The following is a 21,156-nucleotide window of genomic DNA, read 5'->3' on the forward strand; positions in this document are numbered from 1 at the left end:
CAATGAACGACGGCCTGCAAGTGCTGTATATCGAAGACGACGAACTGGTGCGGCGCGCAAGCGTGCAGAGCCTGCAACTGGCGGGCTTCGACGTGATCGGCCATGCGTCGGTTGAGGCTGCGGCGAAGCTGATCAGCGCGGACTTTTCCGGGGTGATCGTCAGCGATATCCGGCTGCCCGGCGCTAGCGGCCTCGATCTGCTCGCGCAGTGCCACGAGCGCGCGCCCGACGTGCCGGTGATTCTGGTCACCGGTCACGGCGATATATCGATGGCCGTGCAGGCGATGCGCGACGGCGCCTACGACTTCATCGAAAAGCCGTTCGCGTCCGAGCGGTTGATCGAAACCGTGCGGCGCGCGCTGGAGCGCCGCAAGCTCGTGCTCGAAAACCTCGCGCTGCGCCGTGAGCTGGCTGGGCAGAACGCGGTGGCGCCGCGCATCATCGGCCGTAGTCCGGCGATCGAGCAGGTGCGGCGCCTGATCGCAAACGTCGCGCCGACCGATGCATCCGTGCTGATCAACGGGGACACCGGCGCCGGCAAGGAGCTGATCGCGCGCAGCCTGCACGAGCTGTCGCCGCGGCGTGACAAGCCGTTCATCGCGGTGAACTGCGGCGCGCTGCCCGAGCCGATGTTCGAATCGGAGATGTTCGGCTACGAGCCGGGCGCGTTCACGGGCGCCGCCAAACGGCGGATCGGGAAGCTCGAACATGCGTCGGGCGGCACGCTGTTTCTCGACGAAATCGAGAGCATGCCGCTCGCGTTGCAGGTCAAGCTGCTGCGCGTGCTGCAGGACGGCGTGCTCGAGCGGCTCGGCTCGAATCAGCCGATTCGCGTCAATTGCCGCGTGGTCGCGGCGGCGAAGGGCGATATGGCCGAGCATGTCGCGGATGGCTCGTTCCGGCGCGATCTGCTCTATCGGCTCAACGTGGTGACGATCGCGCTGCCGCCTTTGAGCGAGCGTCGCGAGGACATCGTGCCGCTGTTCGAGCATTTCCTGCTTGATGCGGCCGTCCGTTATCAGCGGCCGGCGCCGATGCTTACCGATCGGCAGCGCACGAGCCTGATGCAACGCGACTGGCCGGGCAATGTGCGCGAGCTGCGCAATGCCGCAGACCGCTTCGTGCTCGGCATCGCCGACGAACCGGTGCTGTCCTTTGCCGACGACGGCGGGACCACACACCCGCTGAAAGAGCGTGTCGAGCAGTTCGAGCGCGCGATGATCGCCGAGGCATTGGAGCAGGCGGGCGGCGTAGTGGCCGTAGCGGCGGACCGGCTGCAGCTCGGCAAGGCGACGCTCTACGAGAAGATCAAGCGATATGGCCTTGCGGCTAAAGGGGAAGGGGAGCGGTGAGGAGTGGCGGCGCCGGCGGCGGAAAAATTGCGCCGGCGCGGGTGGGATCTGCCTGAGCCGGCTTAAGTCGAGGTGCCCTTCAGCGCCTTCGCGAGCAACTGGTCGAGTTCCGCGAATTGCGGCTCGCCGACATAACGCTTCAGGATCTTGCCGTCTTTATCGACGACGAAGGTGGTCGGCGTGAGCTGCACGTTGCCGAATTGCTTGGCGGCCGAGCCGTCGTCCATCGCGACCTTGAACGGCAACTGACGCGTTTGCGTGTAGTTGGTCACGTACATCGGCGCGTCGTAGTTCATCGCCACCGCGACGAATTCGAGGCCCTGGCCCTTGAAGCGGTTATAGGTCTCGACCATTTGCGGCATTTCCTTCATGCAGGTGTCGCAGCTCGTCGCCCAGAAGTTGACGAGATAAACCTTGCCTTTGAGGTCCGCAGTGGTGATCTTCTGCCCCGACAGCAGCGTGAAGGTCGCATCTGGCACACGCTGTTGGCCGGCAAACGCGAAGTAACCGGCGACGGCGAGCGCAACGGCCACGGCCAGCGCGATCAGATAGCGAAGCGGGCTCGTGCGCCGGGCGGCGGTCGGTGAATTGGAACTCATGAACGGAACCTCGTGAGTCGCGCGCGGCGCGGAACAATGGGTCGGTGTGGTGGCGCTCTGGCCGATGCTGAACAGCGTTTCTATTGTAGCTCCAACGGGGCGGCTGCGCCGAAGCGGCGGGACCGCATGGCCCCGCGCGCCGGGCTGGCGGCCAATCAGCGGATAATGGCGCTTTACGCTCCGCAAGCCCGTTCTTCCGTCCCATGCTCCGAACCGCTCTTTGCGTCAGCCGTGTTGCTGCCCGTGTCCTGTCCCGTTTTCCGTTGAGCCGCCGTTTGCCCGCCAGCCGCGTCGACGCGGTAGCGGCCGCGCTGATGCTCGGCGTAGCGCTCAGCGCATGCTCGCCGACCTTCGACTGGCGCACCGTGATGAACAACGACAACGGCTACACGGTCGACTTTCCAGCCAAGCCGGGCAACGATCAGCGCGCGGTGCAGATCGACGGCACCGCGATGCAGATGGCCATGCAGACCGCCGAAGCCGGTAACGCGGTATTCGCAGTTGGCACCGTGATGCTGTCTGACGACAGCGAAGCGACGCAGCGCGCCGCGCTCGATTTCCTGCGCACGGGACTGGCGCGCAACGTCGGCGCGGTGCCCGATGCACACGCGGTGCAGATCCCGCTGGCGGCGGGCGGCAAGACGCCCGGTCTGGAAATGACGGTGAGCGGCGCGGCGGGCGCCCAACACGAGACGCGCACGGTGTATGCGCGGCTCGTCGCGCGGGGCCGGCACGTGTACCAGGCTGCGATCATCGCGGATCAACCGTTGCCTCAAGATCAGGTCGACCAGTTTTTTTCGTCGTTCCAGCTGTACTGACAACGGTATTTTGGGCTGATCGGGCGCGCCTCAGAGTGTTGCGCGTAGTGAAAGTTCCTTCGCAGGTTTGCGCGCTAATTGCCGGTTTACGTTGAGGTTTTTGACTTATACGCGCCATCCTGTGGATAACTCTGTTGAGAAGTCGGCCCCAATGCCCGGAAAAGCCCATCGGACGGGCCTTCCGTCAAATGGCGCGAGCGTGGCGTATTTTAAAAAATCCAATGAAATCAATGTGTTGGCGAGATGTTCGTTAGCGAGTCTTTCAGTTGTATCAAAATCTGTCGGAAGCGCGAACATGTGAATAAGTCAAGTCTTGACAGTAGATTTTTCTCCTCATAACGAGCCAAAAGCGCGGCGGTATTGAATCGCCTCGGCGACTTGCCCGGCGCTCGGCATCGCCGCGCCGGCCAGGTCGGCCACGGTGCGCGCGACCTTCAATACCCGGTAGTACGCCCGCGCCGACCAGCCGAAGCGCTCGCCGGCTTCGCGCAGCAGCGCCTCGCCTGCCGCGTCCGGCCGGCACACATCGTCGACTTCGCGTCCGTCCAGCTCGCGGTTGGTCTTGCCTTGCCGCACCAGCTGCCGCTCGCGCGCTACGCTCACGCGCTGTGCGATCGCCGCGCTCGTTTCGCCAGCGCCAGCGGCGCGGGCCGCGAGTTCGGTGGCCGTCAGCGCCGGAATGTCGAGCTGGATGTCGATGCGGTCGAGCAGCGGTCCCGATAATTTGCGCAGATAGCGCGCGGCAACTTCCGGCGTGCAGCGGCAGCGCCCGCCCGGATCGCCGCGCCAACCGCACGGGCACGGGTTCATTGCGGCGATCAGTTGGCAGGCGGCGGGGAAATCCGCTTGCCACGCGGCGCGCGAGATCGTAATGCGGCCAGCTTCCAGCGGCTCGCGCAGCGTTTCGAGCACCACGCGATCGAACTCAGGAAGTTAGCTTTTTACGCCTTTGTCGTTGTCAATCCGAGCGTAGCGAGGGTCGATTTGCTTTCAAGGTTTACACATCATTTCATGATGTGAAACCGCGGGTTGCTTCGTTGCAAAGCATTCGTTTTGCTTTCATTGCAGTCGCATGGCCGCGAGGGTGCCCTATCTTTGTCGAGCCCCACATCCTTGATATCTCATGCGGTGTTACGTTTAAAATCGTCCGAAGAAACAGCCGAAGAAATGTCCTGGTGCACCTGCGGTGCCGACTGACACGCAAACCGAAGACTTGCACGGCATTGGACAAAGAGCGAGCAGGTGCACCTCCACGGCTAAAACGAAGATTGGAAAAGGGGTGGCAAGTGGCGTTCAGAAAGGAAGTTACTTTCCCGGCGATTTATGCCGTTCACGGACTGGTTGACGGCAACAGAGTGGTTCAACTGGCGAGAAACGCAAGGACGTGCGAAGTTTCGGTGAGTGAGCCACTCGGTCGCGCTCGCAGTTATCTAGTCCTTGAAGGTTTCGACGCCGAGAAAATCGCTGTCGCGACAAGGTCGATTCCCACGCCTGAAAGCATGGACCGCCTTCTGGTTCTCTCAGATTCGTCTGAGATGCCATCTGAGGGCTCAAACTGGGACTTTTCGACTCGGCCTACGCGCTGGGCGTTTCCAAAAGCATTGAGCGTCGGCGCCGAGCCAACGGATGAAAGCGCGCGGCGGACAGCGTCGGTTGTCGCGAGTTGGGGTGACGCTTTCCTATATCGTGAAGAGCGCATAGAGGACGACGGTACGGTTCGCCCCGGATTGCGTGCGCCACAGATTGGCGCGCTACATGCGGCGTTAGGTCATTGGCGAGCTTCCTCGAAGCCGGCAACGATTGTGATGCCGACCGGCACCGGGAAAACCGAAACAATGCTTGCATTGCTGGTCGCGCATCGTATTCCACGGCTGTTGGTCCTTGTTCCCAGCGACGCACTCCGAGAACAGATTGGTTATAAGTTTGTTACTTTGGGATGGCTGAAGAAGTTCGGGGTCGTTGGCTCTGGCGCTCAGTTTCCCGTGGTTGGTTTCCTGAAGGCAATGCCCAAGGATGCAGAAGCCCTTCAGAGCATTCTCGAGCGCTGCAACGTCGTAGTAGCGACCATGAGCATTGCGGCAAACAGTCGAGCGACCCATAGGGCAGCGCTCGCCAGATGGGCGACGCACCTATTCATAGACGAAGCGCACCATGTGTCTGCCGCAACCTGGACAGCGTTCCGCGACGAATTCGGCGAAAAGCCCGTGCTCCAGTTCACAGCTACACCATTCCGTACCGATGGAAAATTAGTCGACGGGAAGGTGATTTTCAACTACCCGCTTCGACGCGCTCAGGCCGAGGGGTATTTCAGGTCTGTGAACTTTCGGCCCGTCGTTGAGTACAACAGTGAGCGCGCGGACGACCGCATCATGGAAGAGGCAATTTCTGTGCTTCGGGCAGATTTGGCTGCAAATCGTGACCATGTCCTCATGGCCCGGGTCCATTCAATTTCGCGAGCCGAGGCAATACATCAAATTTATAGCGAGTACGCGCCTGACCTGCGCCCGCTGATAGTGCACAGCCGTCAAACCGCGGTCAGCAGGCAGGTCAATCTGCAGGCCCTCCGCACACGGGTCTCTAGGGTGATTGTCTGCGTCGATATGCTGGGCGAAGGTTTCGATATGCCGCAGCTCAAGGTTGCTGCGCTCCACGATATGCACAAGAGCCTAGCAATCACGCTGCAATTTACTGGAAGGTTCACACGGACGTCGGGCGACGACATCGGCGACGCGACGGTTGTTGCCAACATCGCTGATGTAGAGGTTGGCGAACGCTTGCGAGCACTTTATGCAGAAGACGCGGAATGGAACGAACTGCTCAGGGTACTGAGCGAGGGGGCCACGGAAGACGAAATTCGGCGTTCCGAGTTTCTCGAAGGATTCCGAGAGTCCGCGCCACAAATTGCGTTGCAGAACATTTCGCCGAAGATGAGCGCCGTGGTCTATCGGACCGGTACGTCGTGGGACCCCGAACGTATTCAACGCGCAATAAAGGCAGCGCGGATGTATGCGGGGCCCTTCCATAATCCGGCAGAGCATGTCAGCGTATTTGTTACCAAGGACCAAGAACAGGTTCCGTGGGGCGATGTACGCGACTTGAAGAACACGACGTGGAACGTGTTCGTATTGCACTGGAGCGAAGCGCAAAGTCTTCTGTTCATCAACAGCTCTGACAACTCTTCGGTGCACGAGGAGCTCGCTCGAGCTGTCTGTGGTCCCGATACGACTCTAATCAAAGGCGAGCAAATCTTTAAGTCATTGCACGGCGTAACGAGGTTTCTCATTATGAACCTCGGGCTACGCCATCTGATAAGCAAGACGGTCCAATTTTCGATGTATAGCGGCGCCGACGTGGGGAATGCACTCACGTTGGCCTTGCGCCAGAACCGGTCGAAATCTAACTTGTTCGGTCGTGGGTACGAAGGCGGTGAGCGGGTCACGGTAGGCTGTTCTCAAAAGGGACGCCTCTGGTCACATCGTATCGCCTACGACCTTGCAAAATGGGTGAAGTGGTGTCATGAGGTCGGCGAAAAGCTAAACAATCCCGATATTTCCACGGAAGACATTTTCAGGAATGTCGTCATTCCGGAAGTCGTCTCGGCGCGGCCGGCGGTTGTGCTGATAGCCGTCGACTGGAGTGAGGAAATGTTGCACCGGCGCGAGGACGCCGTCGAAGTCGATATCGACGGAACGCTGAGTGCTCTTTATGACGTTGACCTTCAGCCGATTTCGACCGCTGCGGACGGTCCGTTAAGCTTGCGGCTCAGAACGCCAAACGGCGACTCCGTGTATGAGGTGCGTTTCTCGGCTGACGATGTGTCTTATGTACTCGTTGGGGGTACTGCGGCGCATGTCGTATCGGGGCGCAAGCGCGTACCGTTGGATGAGTGGTTCCGTGCCGAGCCGCCTAGTTTGTACTTCGCTGATGGTTCAACGCTCGTTCACAACGAGCTTTTCAGGCTTCCCGCGACTGAGCGTCGGGTCGCATTCGAACGCGAACGTCTTGTCGCCTGGGATTGGGACGGCGTGAACATCCGGAAAGAATCGCAGGGTGCAGACAAAGACGCGGACTCGATTCAACGAAGAGTTATCGAAAGTCTCCTTGCGCACCAAGGCGAGGACCGACTGGACATCATCTTTGATGATGATGGCTCCGGCGAGATGGCTGACGTAGTTGCAATGAAGGTTCTCCCTGGCCAGGTCGCGGTTTCCTTCTATCATTGTAAGTACTCGGGAGGTGACAGGGCTGGGGCGCGCGTTGATGACCTTTATGTGGTTTGTGGCCAGGCGCAGCGTAGTGTCTTTTGGAAGGGCGAACCCGAGCGATTGTTCAAGCACCTGCAGCACCGCGAGGTCGGTCGGCAACGCAGCGGACGCACGCGATTCGAACGAGGTGACTTGAAGGCGCTCTCCACCGTTGCGCGGTCGCTTCGCTCTAGTCGGCTATCACTCAAAATTTACGTCGTGCAGCCGGGTGTTTTGAACGAGGACGTTAGTGCTGCGCAGCTCGAGCTGCTCGGGGTAACCGAGCTTTATTTGCGCGAGACATACGACTGCGCATTCGAATTTGTCGGAAGCTGAGGCGTGGCCCGGCAAGGAACGCCTTGAGCTGGTAAGGCCGCTGGCTATACCGAATCGCTCAGCGGTACTCCGCGTGCCTTGCCAGCAAAAACTCCGCAATTGCACCCATGCTTTCAATAGCGAGGCGAGCCTCGCTGTCTGATACTGACGACAGCCACGGGCGGCCATGTCCTGTTCCTTCCTTGTTACGCAGTCTATTGAGCGCAATCGCCAGTTCAAACAAGGACCGTTCAACCTGGCGTTGTGCAGGCTCGCCCGCAGGTGGTGGCTGGCCTGGCACCGGCAAGGCCAGCCCAAGGCGCTCGAATACCGCGGCCAGCAAACTCGGGAAGTTGCTGCTCGCCGAATAGCCCTTTACTCGCTCGGTCAGGATATGACCCAAGACCGCTTCCAAGAGGTCTTTTCCAGTCCCTGTCACCAAGGCTGCGTCGCCGGCACCGGTCTTGGCGCGCCGGACATATGCATTTAATGCTTCGGTCAACTCCGCGCCCGACATGCCATCAAGCAGAATCGCTCTCAGAACGCCGTCCGGAGCCAGCTCATACCCCTCTGACCGAAACGCGTCAGTCAGATTTTTGATGGCATCGGCTCCAGCGTAGTTTTCGGAGTCAGGTCGAAACCCGCCTTTGCCTCGAACCTGAGAAACGATGGCGGCCACGAGTCGCTCGCCAGCGTCCCTGTCGAATTCCAAGGCCCAGTAAAGGACCGTCCGAACGCGCTTGGCTTTTCCAGTAGAGCCCTGCTTTGCTGGGTCTGGTTCTTCAAGTCCGTGGGCTCGGAACAGGAATGCAAGGTCCGAATGGCTTGGCGCCCTTGGCCGTTCGGCCTGCGCGTCGCCAACGAGCGATGCAAGCGCAGTCGCAATTGCCTCGGTCAACGGCGCGCTGACTTTCTTGTTTTCAGACACCGAGATGCTCCCTTCAGGGAAACTGCAAGTTAGTGATTGACTGCTGTTGACCTGGCGCCGCTGCAAAAACGTATAAGGCGGTGTACTACACGTGGCATGAACTCTTCGAAACCGAACTCAGCTTACACCTACCTTGATGCTCTAGAGCTTCCGGAACTGCTTGGCATATCGGTCCAAGCTGTCTTCCTGCGGGTGACGCGTCAACCTTGGCTTTTGCCCCAGCGTGCAATCCTGTACGACCAGCAGTTATTTCGTTGGCGACAAGACGTAGCCGAAGCTTGGCTGCACGAACGCTCCTGACGTCAGGACGAATGCCGTCAGCGCGTCCTGAAATGTAGCTGAGGCAAAGGCCGGCTCCAGTTTGCATTCGCCAATGACAGTCAGGTAACGCTGGAAAGTTGCCGGGCAGCGCGCGACAAAAAGTCCTCTGCAACGGAGGCCGGGGCCGTGACGGATTTGGTTGCAGTTAAATCGAGTGTCTAAACCTGTTGCGCTATAGGCTGTATGAAATCAGCCTCCGCTTCTCCGCCTTACGACTATCTCGATGCCAACGAACTCGCTGACCTGCTCGGCCTTTCCTTGCGCACAATCATCTTGCGAGCAAAACATCGCCCGTGGCTGTTACCACCGCGCGCTCAACTTTATGACCAGGAACTCCTTCGTTGGCGACAAGACGTAGTCGAAGCATGGCTGCATGGATTCTCATGACGACCCAACGGGCGTCGGTGTATATCCAAATGCTGAAACTCGCGCTCGGCGCCAACACGCAGACCGAGCGTGTTGCCCGCGTCAGAGCTACGTACCAATGGTGTCGGTTCTCGAATGGGGTCGAGATGATGGCCACAACGGCGCGGTGGATTTCTGGTTGTCTGGCACCACGATGCTCCCTCGTGCAAGTTATTGATTGAGTTCCATCGACCTGCGGCGGTCTAGCGAGCACTTCCCGCGGCGCGCCAGACGCTCAGGCACAGTCAACCGCGCCTAGCGTCAATTGAAAAGCTGCTTTGCCAGCTCCCCGAACCAGCCGGTCAATCCAGAACACGCATCTTTGATAACCGGAACATCATCACGATGCAAAACCAATTTTTTGAGCAATAGTGCCAGAACAAACTCCGGCGCTGCACTGCCTGCAGGAGACGTGTGCAGTTCGATAAACTTTGCAATCAAGCGAGTCATATCCCTGCTAGCACCTCTGTCAACGGAATAGTCCAATTCTGACGCGTAGGCTGCTCGGAGCAATGCGGCTTGGATTGCGCCATCGTTGAACCGCGTGAATGTCGCCGGCTCAATCAATGTATGCTGAAACACGCCGCTGCGTAGCGATGTTTCCGGGTCGCCAGAGCGTGCACATCTCGAGGCTTCGAGGAAGGTCGCAACCGTGAGAAGGACCCCTGCGCCGAAGTTGTCGCCAGCGAGGGTGTGGCCCTCGTTCCAGAGGAGAAATCCGGCTGAGAGCGGTTGTGGCTCGCCTCGCGCTGAAGGCAAGAAAGCTAGCTCATCGGAAAGCCCCTCCGAAGCTTGCAAGGCGTCGCGTCGACGAGTCAACCGTTCAGGAACGTCGACGCTTTTTGCTTCACATGTTTCGATGAGTTCGTCGATAAGCGTTACTTCGTCATCCCACTGGATGGCCCTGTTGACACGTCCCACGGGAAGCACGAACGCGTGCTTAAACCGATAGGCGCTGTCGGCGGAATTCGAGCCAATGTCGCTCGTGAGTTCTTTGAACCGAGTTTCCGACTCTGGCAGAGCTGCCAGCGCAATATAGAGCCTCGGCCCGGACCTTTGAACGATACGAAGCGTTGCGCTTATCTGTTTGAAGATAAACCCGTTCGACACGATTGGGCTGGCGACAATGGCAGCCGCGGTTTTCAGGAAGACGGCGAGTTCCTCTCCAGGGTTTTCCAAGGTGAGGTGGTCAACGATGCGCGTCGTTGTCCCCGGCGCGCGCTCTTGGAGTATTGCGTCAATCCGCTGCGCAAGTCGGAGATTGTAGGGTGCACCATTCGTCAAATCCTTCGGGTAGACGATAACAGTAGGGCCGGGCGCGGCGTAGTTGCGAATCCAATCCTGAAGCAGGCAGCCGTCTTCGGCGACTACGGTCGTGTGGCGCTCCAGCAGCGCCTTGACGTCAAGTGAGAGCGACCACCATTTGCTTCCCACGGCTTTGCGCCTGCCGACGAGCACTGTATGCGCTTCTGCCAGTTCGGCGAGAGTGCGCTTGTTTCCCGCAGACAGAGATTTATGAGCTAGGCGAACCAGCTTCGGCTTGTTGTTGTGGCTCAAAAACCGCTCGCCGATGACGCGTACGCTCTCGGCCCCTGCGGGCAGGCTCGTGACGTTTGGCAGAAATTCCGGACGCAATCCGTCGAGCCCCGGTTCGCCAGAGAGTTTGCGGGGCACGCGGTACAAATACGACGACTGCACGCCGTCCGTTGCAGCTGCGCCGTTGTTGTCCGTGCTGGACTCGAGCCCCAGAAGGGTTACGAGCTGAACGTTCTTTGACTTACCAAGTTTGCGCCGTACCTTATCCTCTAGCCCGCCGGATGTTGAAGCAGAGATGATGACGAATGCGGCCCCGGGCTGCACTCCCCAGTTCGCGAGTCCCTCATAGCCCCTGAAGCTTTCGATGGTGCAGCGTCTAGCCGCTTCATTCTTGGCGCAGTGCATCTGGACGACCATCTGCGCAACGGGCCAGATAGCCATGGAGTCAATGAAGATGCGGATGGTGGCTGCCGACTGCTCCTCTGCGCAGAATTTTGAGAAGCGCGGCAGCACGGTCAACGCAAGTAACTCAATTTCACTCGTGCCGCTCAGTAGCGATTCCGCACGCAAAAAGTGGCTCGCGTAGCGGTCCGATTGCTTCGCGAAGTAGAATCCGGGCGGGGCCGCAACCACAACGTCTCCCCGGCGGCTTGACTGCATGAGGTATTCAGTCGTGGCGGAGGCGAAGCATTTCGTCAGGTCAAGAGGGACGGACGTGTCTTCTTCAGCGTGCTCCTCTACGCGCAGTTCGCTAACCTGGCCCGAGCAGTCGAACCCGCCAATCGTGAGTTCGCCCTTTGCCAGAATCTCCGTGTACCCTTTTGCGCTGCCGTCTCGGATTGAGTCGCGCAACGCCTGCGCGTGTGCATGAGCGGTCACCAGAAGCGCTCGCGGAGGAACCACATTCAGTTTTGCCCAATCTCCAAACTTGGAGCCGATTTCGGGCCAATCCGCTTGCTCTTGACCGAGAAAGATGAGAACGCTGTATCGAAATGCAGACGCGAATGCCGCCCCGGAAAACGGGAAAATCAACATGCCTTTCCCCTTACGCCGGAAGCAAGATGGAGAACGAGGTGCCCTCGACAGCCCCAAGAGTTTCGTGGGTCCAAGCTCGGAGGAAAAACAGCATTTTGCCGTCCTCCATGAACACATGGGTCCGGTCATCGAGTTGCAGGTACGGTTGGGAGACGTCCTTTTGTTCCAATGTCAGACGCCGCTCGATATCTGCAATTGCCGAGCGCGTCCCGAACAGAAAGGACAGCCTGCCGGTACGTAGACGCAAGAATCCGTTGCGTTTGCGGAGCAGGCGGGCTACCGCGAAAAGTCCAATACCTCGGTTGGAATCACCTGACGACGTTGCCCACTTTCGGAAACAAGCAACGACTGCTTCTTCCTCTTCGGCCAGTGTCAGCGACGTCACGTCCGCAATCTGGCGCTTTTCATGAGCGCCACTTGACAGCCAGCGACGGGCGAGCCCGGGGCCGGAATCGATGATGGAGAGCTCGATGAACGACAGTTCTTTGACATCCTCTTTCTTGTTGCTGCCGAGCGCAGGATGACGGGTACTGCTTTCCTCTGCGAGACTGTGCATCAGGTAATTTCGGACGTGCGTGTTGGTGCCAGAGAATGGTTCAATGCGGTCGTCGTCAACATTCACAAGTCGGAACGTGATTGCTCGAATGCCTTTTGAGTAGAAGACACCACGCTCATCGGCACGCGCCCACCAGTCTGAGTTTTCGACGAGCTCACGCGTCAGCTGCGTCGCAGCTTCAGAGATGTCGAGGAGCTTTCTGGCGGGCCAGTCTTGCGCGATGTGCGCCAGCGCGGCTTGGACTACAACGCGGATTTCGCCAAACTGCCTTAGCTTCCGGTCGCCATTACCGCCCTCGTACAGGGGGCGTATGAATTCGCGTGGCGAACCCTGCACGCAAAGCAGATTGACGCCGTCGCTCGACGGATGAGTTCGGGCGAAGTCGAACTCATCCATCGCGTCGAGATAGTTACTGAAGACCTTACCTTCGGAGCGGCCAATGCGGTCCCCATTGGCGTCAAGCAGGTGTTTGGCCATCACCCATGCGGCCAGAGCGTATGGCCGGCCTAGGAGCTTCTCTAAGTTCTCGGTGAAGGTCGACGCCTTGTTAATGATGCTTTCGAACTTGGCACTGCCGTCACCAGACTTTCTTGCCCATGTGAGGACGAGCTGTAGCAAGCCAGCGTCGGCAAAGAACGACATGAAAGTGCTGGGGGCAGGCAAGCGCAGCTCGCTGGCGTCAGGGCCGGCCAGCTTCCTTATCGCGGCTTCTATGTTCTCAACGGTCGCTTCAGGGATTTCCATTTCAACCGGTCTCGATTGACAACTCAAATTAGCTGGTGCCCAGCTCTTAGCACCCGAAATGCGTTGTACCTAGCAATCTGATGCCGTCTTTAGCTGGTTGTACGTCAGATTGTCGCGTGCGAGCTAAATTTTAGGAATCGCGCGTCTAGATTTCTTCGTTGGGACGGCTCCAGCGTCTGGTGCATCCACCGATTCCTCAACTTTTGCGAACAACTCCCCTGGGTCGCTTGCCAGCGCCTTTGCTAGGAGCCCAATGTTGTCGAGCGAAACATTTGTGACCATGCGCTCCACTTGGCTTACATAAGTCCTGTGAAGGCCAGCAAGGTCGGCGAGTCGTTCCTGCGAAATTTTCTGTGCTGCACGTAGCTTTTTTAAGTTTGAGGACAGCCGCTGGCGCAGGGCTATCTGCTCGGGCAAGAGGTGTTCGTTCATAAGCGAAGCATCGCCGAACGAAGACGATGAATCTACAGCCTTTCCATCTACAGAGTTTGAATCTACAGAGTTTACATCTACATGGTTTGCATCTACACTCGTTTCATTCAGATGGATGCATGGCGGCGATGTTGTGACGGCCGGAGCCGTGGGGACGGCTGCCAAGCGCCTCGGAACTCCGGTCGTGCACTTCACAACGCTAAGCGATATCCGCGAGCTTTCGCGATATAGCGGGAACTCCCAGCGCTGTCGTGCATTGTCCAATCACCATCTTTAGCTTGCGAACTTGAGACCCGAAGACGGTATGGAAGCACTTCAACTGCGTTACGTCCCTGCCACCGTACGTGCTGTCATGTCGCGTGCAGGGGCACCGGCTACGATGGAAGTAGCTGGTCGTTCGTATGAGCTCACCGGGGAGGAAATGCCTGGAGAGGTGGAGTGGCGCTTAGCGCTGCTTCGATGGCTAGGCCGAAAGGTCTTTTTTTACCTTGCATCTTTGACACCGGACGACCGCATTCAAAAGCTGCTTCGCGTTGAGCACGACTTGATACGCCGCTCTTGGCTTCATGCAATTGAAGCTCATGCCGTGGCAGAAGGCGCGCTCGCTTCCGTAAGCGACCTGACGGACCAGGAGCTGGCCGCCCTAACGCGTGGGAGCGTCTACTTTGATGCGCTCACCAAACGCGAGGGTGAGCGCTTGATTAAGCGCTTTGAAAGGATGGTCGCACGTCACTGCAAGACTCGCGAGTCAGCTTCTCTGCTACGCGTTGAGGTGCATGGCGCGCAAAGCGCCGCTCAAATGAAGTGGACGGATTGGCTCGGTGTCTCAGGTGTCAAAGACTGAACACGTCGATGTGCTGCTGGGGTTGCCTGTTCTATGTGCGCTGCTGGGCTGGTGCATCGGTCGTTTAATTCGTGGCCGTCGGCCACGCATAGAGATTGAGCGTTCGCGGCTTGCCGTTAGTGCCGGATATCTCCGCGACGCGCACGACGCCCAGATTTCGAGCTTGACGCGGTTGCGATGTGCCTTTGACGCGACATATTTTTGTTTATGTGAGGTTGCCGAGACGGATGGCATTGCGGTCGAAGGGCGGGCACATCCGAGCGATGAGCTAATCCGAACTGCACTTACCGCGCTAGGTGCATCCGCAGAGGACTTTAGGGCGGTTGAATTGCTTGCAAAATGGGCGGCCGAAAACAGCCCTACGATGCCAGAAGTAAGCGTGAAAGACGCATGCAAGCTAGCAGAGCGAATTCATCATAAGACGGTTTCGTTGCTCTCTGCGGTGCCCGCGCGTTAGCTAGCGGGCAACAGTAAAGAAGCCCGAACAACCAGAATAGACGACAAGTAGCTTGCCATCAGTGTTTGTAGGATTGCTAAACGTAAGAGTGTGAGAATGTTGAGGGTGACAGTAGAGCTGTGGCCAGGTGGCCGGGAGACGGCAAAACGAGTGATAGCAACGGCCGACATCGGCCGCATACGCGATGGCGCACTTGCTGACTATGAGGTGACCCTCAGGGAAGGGCTGCTTGGCGACATTGGTGACACGGCTTTTGTGCGCAGCTATCCAAGGTGGAGCGCAAGCGTGTGGGACCTGGTCTCTCGTGCGATTGCTGCGGCGCTGAATGGAGGCCGCGAGGAACTATCAAAAAGACCCCAATTGCCTGAGGTGTCCGTGCACGTGGAGGAAGGTAGCGGCCGCCGATATGTACGCTTGAGTGAGATTCCGGAGCCCGCAAGGACGTTTTTCGCCCGGAATATCGAATTCTCAGGCATGCCCCTGCCAGGCTGCGCGTGGGCCCACGATTGGCAGGATTTCCTGGAAGGGCGACGATAGTGCTGACAGGACTGCCCGGCGAATCGCTGTACATCCCTCCGCCACGCCGCTGTGGCGGATTAGTGCTCTATCTGGACCTGGACGGGTGCCTTCACCCGGAAAGCGTCTATCTGCATCCAAAATTTGGGCCAATACTTTGGAACGCGCCGGGACATGAACTTTTCGAGCATGTGAAGCTGCTTGAGCAGGTCCTTGAGCCTTACCTCGATGTCTGCATCATCTTGTCGACAAGCTGGGTTCCGCGGTATCGCGGAAGCCTGCGCCGCGTGCTGCGTCGGTTCACGCCTTCGCTGCGAGCACGGGTCGTAGGTGCGACTTATCACTCGCAGATGAGCATGGCAGATTTCACGAACACGGCGAAGGGCATGCAAGTGTGGTCTGACGTGCTGCGCCGCAAGCCTGAGGCTTGGATTGCCCTGGATGATGACGACAAGAACTGGCCCGCATGGTGCCGGGACCATCTTGTTCGCACTGACCCATACCTTGGCATAGGCGAGGCGTCTGTACTGTCTGAGTTACAGGCAAAACTGGCGGAAATATTCACCCCGACAACTAGATGAAACTTGAGGACCGAATCGCGCGCTCAATAAAACGGCGCAAAGGCATCGTTATTTTGCGTTCCGACGTAGCCCCGCTGGGAAGCACCACGCAGGTCGGGCGGGTGCTTGCAAAGCTGGTACGCGACGGAAAGCTGGTGCGTGTCAGTAAGGGTGTGTTCGCAAAGACGCGAGCGAACAGATTTACCGGGAAGTTGGCACCGGCGGCGCCGTTCGAGGTGATTGCAGCGGAGACGTTTCGGAAGTTGCGCATCGAGGTGCAGCCGGGACGACTCGCGCGTGAGTACAACACGGGAAAAACGACGCAAATTCCTATGGACGGCGCTGTAAGCACAGGCAGGCGTCGGATACGCCGAAAAATCCAGGTCGGTAGCCGTGTCGTGAAGTACGAAAATTCTTGATAGAGGCTGTTCTCATGCTGAAAATCGCGATTTATGACGGCGACTTCTTTGGCGACATGTCGGAGCTTGCGCATGTCTGCGACTTCGAAGGCAGCGTCACACCCGACGACCGCCCTCCTTTCATGCCGCTAGAGGAGACACTTCGTATGTTGGCCATGTACGCAAAACGGTACAGCGTTCCTCGCCTGCTCGGACCTTGTTTTACAGTCTTTATTCAACGCATCACCGGTGCCGAAGCGATTACGGTTGTGCGGCTGGATGGATATGCCCGCGATGGACAGGTTAGCGCGCATGTAATTGGACTTCCTCCGGACTGGACCACGGAGCCGGTTCGCTATGAGCCAGACGACGACGCGGTCGAGGTTGTGCGCAAACTCCTGGCTGCTCAGTTTCCCCAATGACACCGCCCAAGGCACGCGTTTGGTCGCAAAACAGTGAGTGGCGCGTACGTTTGCGTCGGCGTCAGCTGGTGCGTCGTGGGGAGCTTTTGTCGCCTAGGCAGTTTTGCCGGCAAAGGGGGATATCCCGCGCACGTCTTCTACAACTGGAGCGATGTGGAAAGGTGTTTACAGTGCAGATTGGAGGCAAACCGTACATTCCTCTGGTGCTTGCCGACCGCTCAATTGACCAACGTCGGCTCGGAAAGCTACTGAGACGATTACCGTCATCCATGCCACCGATAGCGAAGTATCTTTTTTGCGTTGGTCGCAGGGGCTCGCTCGGCGACAAGTCCCCGGTTCAAGCGGTGTGGCGCGGGAAGCGCTTTCGTGTGGCGCTACGACTTGCCGACAACGAGGCGGCTGAAGTTCGGCTGGCGCAGGCGTTAAGGGCCGGGGAACTATCCGGACCGGCCGCCCCTTTCGACGGCAAAGCATTCTCGCGGCGCAAGCGGCCCGTGCGTGCCCCGCTAAGTAGCTTATGGCACGCCCGTGTCGATTTTCTCAGATATCTTTGCAAGCATTTCTAATTGAGTATGAACGGGGATAACGAATGACAAGTCCCGATGACCCGGTAGCAGTCTCGGTCACCATAAATGCGGGCGATTTCACGCTCCTGCTAACGGATGAGCGAAAATTTCGGATTCCTTGGAAATGGTTTACCCGTTTGCTAGCAGCGACGCCCGAGCAGCGAAGCTCGGTTCGAGTCTGCGAATCGGGCGCACGGTTGCATTGGGACCAAGTAGACCTAGACATCAATGTGGTCGCGCTTATACACGACGCCGAACAGCTTTTGCTTGACGAAGAGCTAAGCTCACTGGTACCTGACGACTTTCCGAACGAGACGACGCCCGCGTCATTGTCAGGGGCGCAGCCGAAACTCGCCGCGCGGAGAATCGCCGGTCGAATTGTCGTTGGGCTGACGGCTCGCGAACGATACGAGCGCTGGGACGTCTGTGAGGACCTCGCGCGTCAGCTTGTTCCCAAAGCGCTCAAGGACGCGACTAAATTCCCCGAGAATTCGCGTGACGTGACACTCAGGCGCTTGCGACGAGCGATTGAAGGCAAGGAGTGGACCGAAGGTTTGGAAACGGATTGGCTTATAGAGCGTCTGCGGGCCTTGCTAGGGTGGTAACGTGCGATGAGAGGGGGAACAGTGGTAACTAACGGACAATACAGAGGTGGCCGGTCGCCTCGACCCGGGTGCGACGATGATATTTCGGACCGTGACGTGTGGGCCGAGGCGGAGGCAAACCGACTTGCGTTAGTTGTCGGCGGAAAATTGTTGAGTTTCGATGCATTGTTAGCAGCACTGCAGGCAACGCCCAGAGATATTGACCGCGAGCTACGAGACGGTAGGATTTTTTCCGTCGAGTTGGCCGGCCAACTGTACTACCCCGCGTTTTTTGCTGACAGCAATATCGACCGAGCCGCGCTCGGCAGCGTGTCCATCGCTTTGGGTGGCATGCCAGGTTGGACCAAATTCGACTTCCTCGTCTCGCGTCGCGAAAGTCTTGGCGAAAGAAGTGCACTCGAGGCGCTCGCAGCAGGAGCGGTGGCGCTGGTATTGAACTGCGCGCAGCGATTTAGGGCGGGGGAAGCCGGGTGACAGCGAAGGTGCTGCTCTTTTTGAAACCATGACCGGCGTCAGCACCGCTGACCGTGTCCGGGTCAGCGACCTGAATTCATAGAGGTTTGACATGTCCTTCGCAAATCAGCCACTTGCTTTTCCTGCGCGGTACTACGTGGCAGGTTTTTAGCGAGCGCACCGGCGTAGCTGAGTCCAGCTTTGATGGAGGCGCCGCAGAAGACAGCATTGTGTCCACATCACAGCTAGTCGCACTAGCGGACGGACTAGAAGCAGAGTGGGTACTTGTTCCGCGCGAGCATCTGCATGCCGTTCGGCGCCTCATTGATGGAAATGGAGCGAGCCCTGACTATTCCGCCCTGAGCTCCGCCGAGCTGTTTCTCAAAACGAAGTCAAACAAAGGAAAGACTGGCGATGACGAGTGATACCGCATGCATGGACTAAACCAAGGACTAAAGTGAATCTTGACGACCTTCATCTGTGGTATTTGGCCGAGCCGCTCACACTGCGATACATCGGTGCATTGTCACCGGTATCGTCAGGTGAAACAGTCTCACTGCGTTACTGCGAGGAGTGGCTCGGTATCGACTTCCCGAAATCCAGCGACGCTGTACAGCGCAGCTTCGCGAGCTGACTAGTGAGACCTTCCGACGCAATAACGTCCAAGGTTATTCGGCACCTGTCAGATTCTCCCCGCCTCTACGGACGACGCATACGGCCGAGTTTGCCACCATGAAAACGATGGGCATGGGCGCTGTGAGCACCATGGAAGGCGGCACTGGCCGGCGCGAACTCGCGAGACTCCATGTGCACGTGCGCCCGCCCCCGCCTAGCTGATTGCGGCGGCCTACCTGCGGGAACTTGCCGTGGGAGACGTCACACGTCGCCAGCATGCTTTCTCCAGCACCTTGCGACCATGTGCCAAGCGCTTTCGCCGGAGTTCGGTTAACACTAAATTAACGCGACAGGCCGCCTCTCATCCAGACCGCGACATTTCCGGTATTATCGAAGCATCGCCCGTTCGACCTTTATGTCTCATAGCAACGTGTCCGCTTACAAACAAATCGATGTTGCCATCATCGGCGGCGGTCAATCCGCTTTGGCCGTCGCTTATTTCCTGCGTCGGCTCGGCATCAGCTACGTTGTGCTAGATGACCAGGTTGCCGCAGGCGGCGCATGGCAACATGCATGGGATTCGCTCCATTTGTTCTCGCCGGCGCAGTGGAGTTCGTTGCCTGGCTGGTTGATGCCGCCGACCTCGGGTCAATATCCCTCGCGCGAACATGTCATTCGCTATCTCACCGAATACGAGAAGCGCTATGAAATTCCGGTCCATCGCCCCGTGTATGTGACGGCCGTTTCGCGTCGTCCCGCGGGACTGCTCGTATCAACCGACCAAGGCGACTGGCTCGCAAAAGCGGTCGTCAGTGCTACCGGCACTTGGGGGCACCCGTACATTCCGGACTATCCTGGACAAGGCAGCTTCGAGGGCGAGCAGTTGCACTCAGCGCATTACCGTAGTCCGGATGCGTTCCACGGAAAGGATGTACTGGTTGTAGGCGGAGGCAACTCCGGTGCACAGATACTCGCCGAACTGTCGCAGGTCTGTAATACAACCTGGGTTACGTTGGAACAGCCCACATTCCTGCCCGATGATGTCGACGGACGTGTTCTCTTCGAGCGTGCGACCGAACGATGGAAAGCTCGCTCCGAGGGGCGTGCGGACCCCACGCCGACTGGCGGCCTCGGCGATGTTGTGATGGTGCCGCCCGTACGCGAAGCGCGCGAACGAGGAGTGCTGCATTCAGTGCGCCCTTTCTCGCATTTCACGGTGGATGGCGTCGTATGGAGAGATGGCTCCCATGCGCACGTCGATGCCGTTATCTGGTGTACCGGCTTCCGTCCGGCACTCGAGCATCTACGCCCGCTGCATGTCCTTAACGACGCCGGTCGGGTCGATGTCGTCGATGGCCGCGCGGTGTTGGAGCCGAGGCTCTGGCTGGTCGGATACGGCGAATGGTGCGGCTTCGCATCCGCGACGCTCATCGGCGTGATGCGCCCGGCGAGGTCAGCGGCAACGCAGATTGGCCAATATTTGAATACTCTTGAGGAATCGACAACATGAACGTCACCATTTACCACAACCCCGACTGCGGAACATCGCGCAATACGTTGGCGATGATTCGAAACGCAGGCATCGAACCCACCATCATCGAATACCTCAAGAATCCACCGTCACGGGAAAAACTCGCTGAGCTGATTCAGCAATCGGGACTATCGGTGCGTGACGTCATACGGCAGAAGGGGACGCCATACGCGGAACTGGGACTGGACGCCCCGACTGTTACAGACGAGCAGTTGCTCAACGCAATGATGGAGCACCCCATCCTCATTAATCGCCCCATTGTCGTGACACCGTTGGGCGTGCGACTATGCCGTCCGTCGGAGGCGGTACTCGACATTCTTCCTGCCGAGCAAAAAGGGGCGTTCACGAAGGAGGATGGTGAGGTCGTCACCGACAGCGAAGGCAAGCGCGTCAGCAAGTCGTGATTGTCGGCCCGGTGCACCCTATTGCATGGATGCGCCGGCGAGCACCCAGGTCAGGACCAGCTTGAGGTCAGCATCGCTGATGCCGAGGCTGGGCGGCATCAGCGGTTATCCTGTCCCGCGTTCAAAGTCAACGCGGCAATGAGGCCAGCCTTGACCAGCAGCTCCTCGGGAACAACCTCATAGGTAGTGCCGCCGACGTCGACAGTGCGGCAATTCGAATCCCCACAGACGGAACAACACTGGCTGCTACCGACAGAGGCATTTACCCATTCCTCCATCGGCCTGCCTGCAATCCAGATGCGGTTGGATTCTGACGGATTGGCTTTGAAGGCTGCGTCGTCAATCTCGCGGGTTTCCAGTACCGGCTCGATGCCGAGCGGCATCAACTGCTTGCGCAGTTGCTGGTAGGCCCGCTCGACCTCGTCACCCGTGCCCGAGCACCTGGGGCAGGTTTCGCCGCCAGAGACGAGACGTTGCCAAACGATGGGAAGTGTCTTCAT

Annotated in this window: 17 protein-coding genes and 1 pseudogene; 11 read left to right on the forward strand and 7 right to left on the reverse strand. The window is 58.6% G+C overall.

Going from position 1 to position 21,156, the window contains the following annotated elements; genetic code table 11:
• The first annotated feature begins 2 nt into the window (after positions 1-2).
• Positions 3-1,352: a sigma-54-dependent transcriptional regulator gene (locus L0U81_RS01260; protein WP_233799793.1), complete on the forward strand. Its 1,350-nt coding sequence runs from the start codon at positions 3-5 to the stop codon at positions 1,350-1,352.
• Positions 1,353-1,414: 62 nt separating this feature from the next.
• On the opposite strand, the gene L0U81_RS01265 is transcribed toward L0U81_RS01260, so the two are convergent.
• Positions 1,415-1,951, reverse strand: coding sequence for a TlpA disulfide reductase family protein (locus tag L0U81_RS01265; protein ID WP_233799794.1), 537 nt, complete (start codon positions 1,949-1,951; stop codon positions 1,415-1,417).
• Positions 1,952-2,154: 203 nt separating this feature from the next.
• Between L0U81_RS01265 and L0U81_RS01270 the strand changes: the two genes are divergently transcribed.
• Positions 2,155-2,769: a hypothetical protein gene (locus L0U81_RS01270; RefSeq protein WP_233799795.1), complete on the forward strand. Its 615-nt coding sequence runs from the start codon at positions 2,155-2,157 to the stop codon at positions 2,767-2,769.
• 333 nt (positions 2,770-3,102) lie between these two features.
• Here L0U81_RS01270 and L0U81_RS01275 read toward each other — a convergent pair.
• Positions 3,103-3,702: pseudogene (locus L0U81_RS01275) on the reverse strand (ATP-binding protein); the annotation flags it as partial.
• A 566-nt stretch (positions 3,703-4,268) separates the two neighbouring features.
• Between L0U81_RS01275 and L0U81_RS01280 the strand changes: the two are divergent.
• On the forward strand, positions 4,269-7,349 hold the full coding sequence (locus tag L0U81_RS01280) for a DEAD/DEAH box helicase (protein ID WP_233799796.1): 3,081 nt from the start codon (positions 4,269-4,271) through the stop codon (positions 7,347-7,349).
• Between the two features lie 58 nt (positions 7,350-7,407).
• On the opposite strand, the gene L0U81_RS01285 is transcribed toward L0U81_RS01280, so the two are convergent.
• The 4 genes from L0U81_RS01285 to L0U81_RS01300 form a co-directional block, all read right to left on the reverse strand.
• Positions 7,408-8,256: an abortive infection family protein gene (locus L0U81_RS01285; RefSeq protein WP_233799797.1), complete on the reverse strand. Its 849-nt coding sequence runs from the start codon at positions 8,254-8,256 to the stop codon at positions 7,408-7,410.
• A 987-nt stretch (positions 8,257-9,243) separates the two neighbouring features.
• Complete coding sequence (locus L0U81_RS01290; RefSeq protein WP_233799798.1) at positions 9,244-11,553, reverse strand: hypothetical protein; 2,310 nt, start codon at positions 11,551-11,553, stop codon at positions 9,244-9,246.
• Positions 11,554-11,563: 10 nt separating this feature from the next.
• The gene (locus L0U81_RS01295; RefSeq protein ID WP_233799799.1) at positions 11,564-12,853 is read right to left on the reverse strand and encodes a hypothetical protein; all 1,290 of its coding nucleotides are present in this window, start codon (positions 12,851-12,853) and stop codon (positions 11,564-11,566) included.
• Positions 12,854-12,976: 123 nt separating this feature from the next.
• The gene (locus tag L0U81_RS01300; RefSeq protein ID WP_233799800.1) at positions 12,977-13,285 is read right to left on the reverse strand and encodes a helix-turn-helix domain-containing protein; all 309 of its coding nucleotides are present in this window, start codon (positions 13,283-13,285) and stop codon (positions 12,977-12,979) included.
• 304 nt (positions 13,286-13,589) lie between these two features.
• Here L0U81_RS01300 and L0U81_RS01305 point away from each other — a divergent pair, with 304 nt between their 5' ends.
• The 8 genes from L0U81_RS01305 (at position 13,590) to arsC (ending at position 20,656) form a co-directional block, all read left to right on the forward strand.
• Complete coding sequence (locus L0U81_RS01305; protein ID WP_233799801.1) at positions 13,590-14,129, forward strand: hypothetical protein; 540 nt, start codon at positions 13,590-13,592, stop codon at positions 14,127-14,129.
• A gap of 993 nt (positions 14,130-15,122) precedes the next feature.
• Positions 15,123-15,683: an HAD domain-containing protein gene (locus tag L0U81_RS01310; protein ID WP_233799802.1), complete on the forward strand. Its 561-nt coding sequence runs from the start codon at positions 15,123-15,125 to the stop codon at positions 15,681-15,683.
• Positions 15,680-16,081, forward strand: coding sequence for a DUF6088 family protein (locus L0U81_RS01315; protein WP_233799803.1), 402 nt, complete (start codon positions 15,680-15,682; stop codon positions 16,079-16,081). The genes L0U81_RS01310 and L0U81_RS01315 overlap by 4 nt, the downstream gene beginning before the upstream one ends.
• A 14-nt stretch (positions 16,082-16,095) precedes the next feature.
• Positions 16,096-16,482, forward strand: a complete 387-nt coding sequence (locus L0U81_RS01320; protein ID WP_233799804.1) for a hypothetical protein — start codon at positions 16,096-16,098, stop codon at positions 16,480-16,482.
• Positions 16,483-17,071: 589 nt separating this feature from the next.
• Positions 17,072-17,653 (forward strand): DUF2442 domain-containing protein, encoded by a 582-nt coding sequence (locus tag L0U81_RS01325; protein ID WP_233799805.1) that lies wholly within the window; start codon positions 17,072-17,074, stop codon positions 17,651-17,653.
• Positions 17,654-17,803: 150 nt separating this feature from the next.
• Positions 17,804-18,127, forward strand: coding sequence for a hypothetical protein (locus L0U81_RS01330; protein ID WP_233799806.1), 324 nt, complete (start codon positions 17,804-17,806; stop codon positions 18,125-18,127).
• A gap of 1,009 nt (positions 18,128-19,136) precedes the next feature.
• Complete coding sequence (locus L0U81_RS01335; RefSeq protein WP_233799807.1) at positions 19,137-20,231, forward strand: ArsO family NAD(P)H-dependent flavin-containing monooxygenase; 1,095 nt, start codon at positions 19,137-19,139, stop codon at positions 20,229-20,231.
• Entirely contained in the window at positions 20,228-20,656 is a 429-nt protein-coding gene (arsC, locus tag L0U81_RS01340; protein ID WP_233799808.1) for an arsenate reductase (glutaredoxin), read from the forward strand. Before L0U81_RS01335 ends, arsC begins: the two co-directional genes overlap by 4 nt.
• Positions 20,657-20,754: 98 nt before the next feature.
• Here the strand turns inward: arsC and L0U81_RS01345 are convergent, their stop codons facing one another.
• The gene (locus L0U81_RS01345) at positions 20,755-21,156 is read right to left on the reverse strand and encodes a DUF2703 domain-containing protein (protein WP_233799809.1); all 402 of its coding nucleotides are present in this window, start codon (positions 21,154-21,156) and stop codon (positions 20,755-20,757) included.

It is taken from the genome of Paraburkholderia sp. HP33-1 (genome assembly GCF_021390595.1).
GTDB lineage: Bacteria > Pseudomonadota > Gammaproteobacteria > Burkholderiales > Burkholderiaceae > Paraburkholderia.

Coding starts and splice junctions, on each gene's coding strand:
- L0U81_RS01260 (WP_233799793.1), top strand. CDS start 3: ATGAACGACGGCCTGCAAGTGCTGTATATCGAAGACGACGAACTGGTG.
- L0U81_RS01265 (WP_233799794.1), bottom strand. CDS start 1,951: ATGAGTTCCAATTCACCGACCGCCGCCCGGCGCACGAGCCCGCTTCGC.
- L0U81_RS01270 (WP_233799795.1), top strand. CDS start 2,155: ATGCTCCGAACCGCTCTTTGCGTCAGCCGTGTTGCTGCCCGTGTCCTG.
- L0U81_RS01280 (WP_233799796.1), top strand. CDS start 4,269: ATGGACCGCCTTCTGGTTCTCTCAGATTCGTCTGAGATGCCATCTGAG.
- L0U81_RS01290 (WP_233799798.1), bottom strand. CDS start 11,553: ATGTTGATTTTCCCGTTTTCCGGGGCGGCATTCGCGTCTGCATTTCGA.
- L0U81_RS01295 (WP_233799799.1), bottom strand. CDS start 12,853: ATGGAAATCCCTGAAGCGACCGTTGAGAACATAGAAGCCGCGATAAGG.
- L0U81_RS01300 (WP_233799800.1), bottom strand. CDS start 13,285: ATGAACGAACACCTCTTGCCCGAGCAGATAGCCCTGCGCCAGCGGCTG.
- L0U81_RS01305 (WP_233799801.1), top strand. CDS start 13,590: ATGGAAGCACTTCAACTGCGTTACGTCCCTGCCACCGTACGTGCTGTC.
- L0U81_RS01315 (WP_233799803.1), top strand. CDS start 15,680: ATGAAACTTGAGGACCGAATCGCGCGCTCAATAAAACGGCGCAAAGGC.
- L0U81_RS01320 (WP_233799804.1), top strand. CDS start 16,096: ATGCTGAAAATCGCGATTTATGACGGCGACTTCTTTGGCGACATGTCG.
- L0U81_RS01325 (WP_233799805.1), top strand. CDS start 17,072: ATGACAAGTCCCGATGACCCGGTAGCAGTCTCGGTCACCATAAATGCG.
- L0U81_RS01335 (WP_233799807.1), top strand. CDS start 19,137: ATGTCTCATAGCAACGTGTCCGCTTACAAACAAATCGATGTTGCCATC.
- arsC (WP_233799808.1), top strand. CDS start 20,228: ATGAACGTCACCATTTACCACAACCCCGACTGCGGAACATCGCGCAAT.
- L0U81_RS01345 (WP_233799809.1), bottom strand. CDS start 21,156: ATGAAGACACTTCCCATCGTTTGGCAACGTCTCGTCTCTGGCGGCGAA.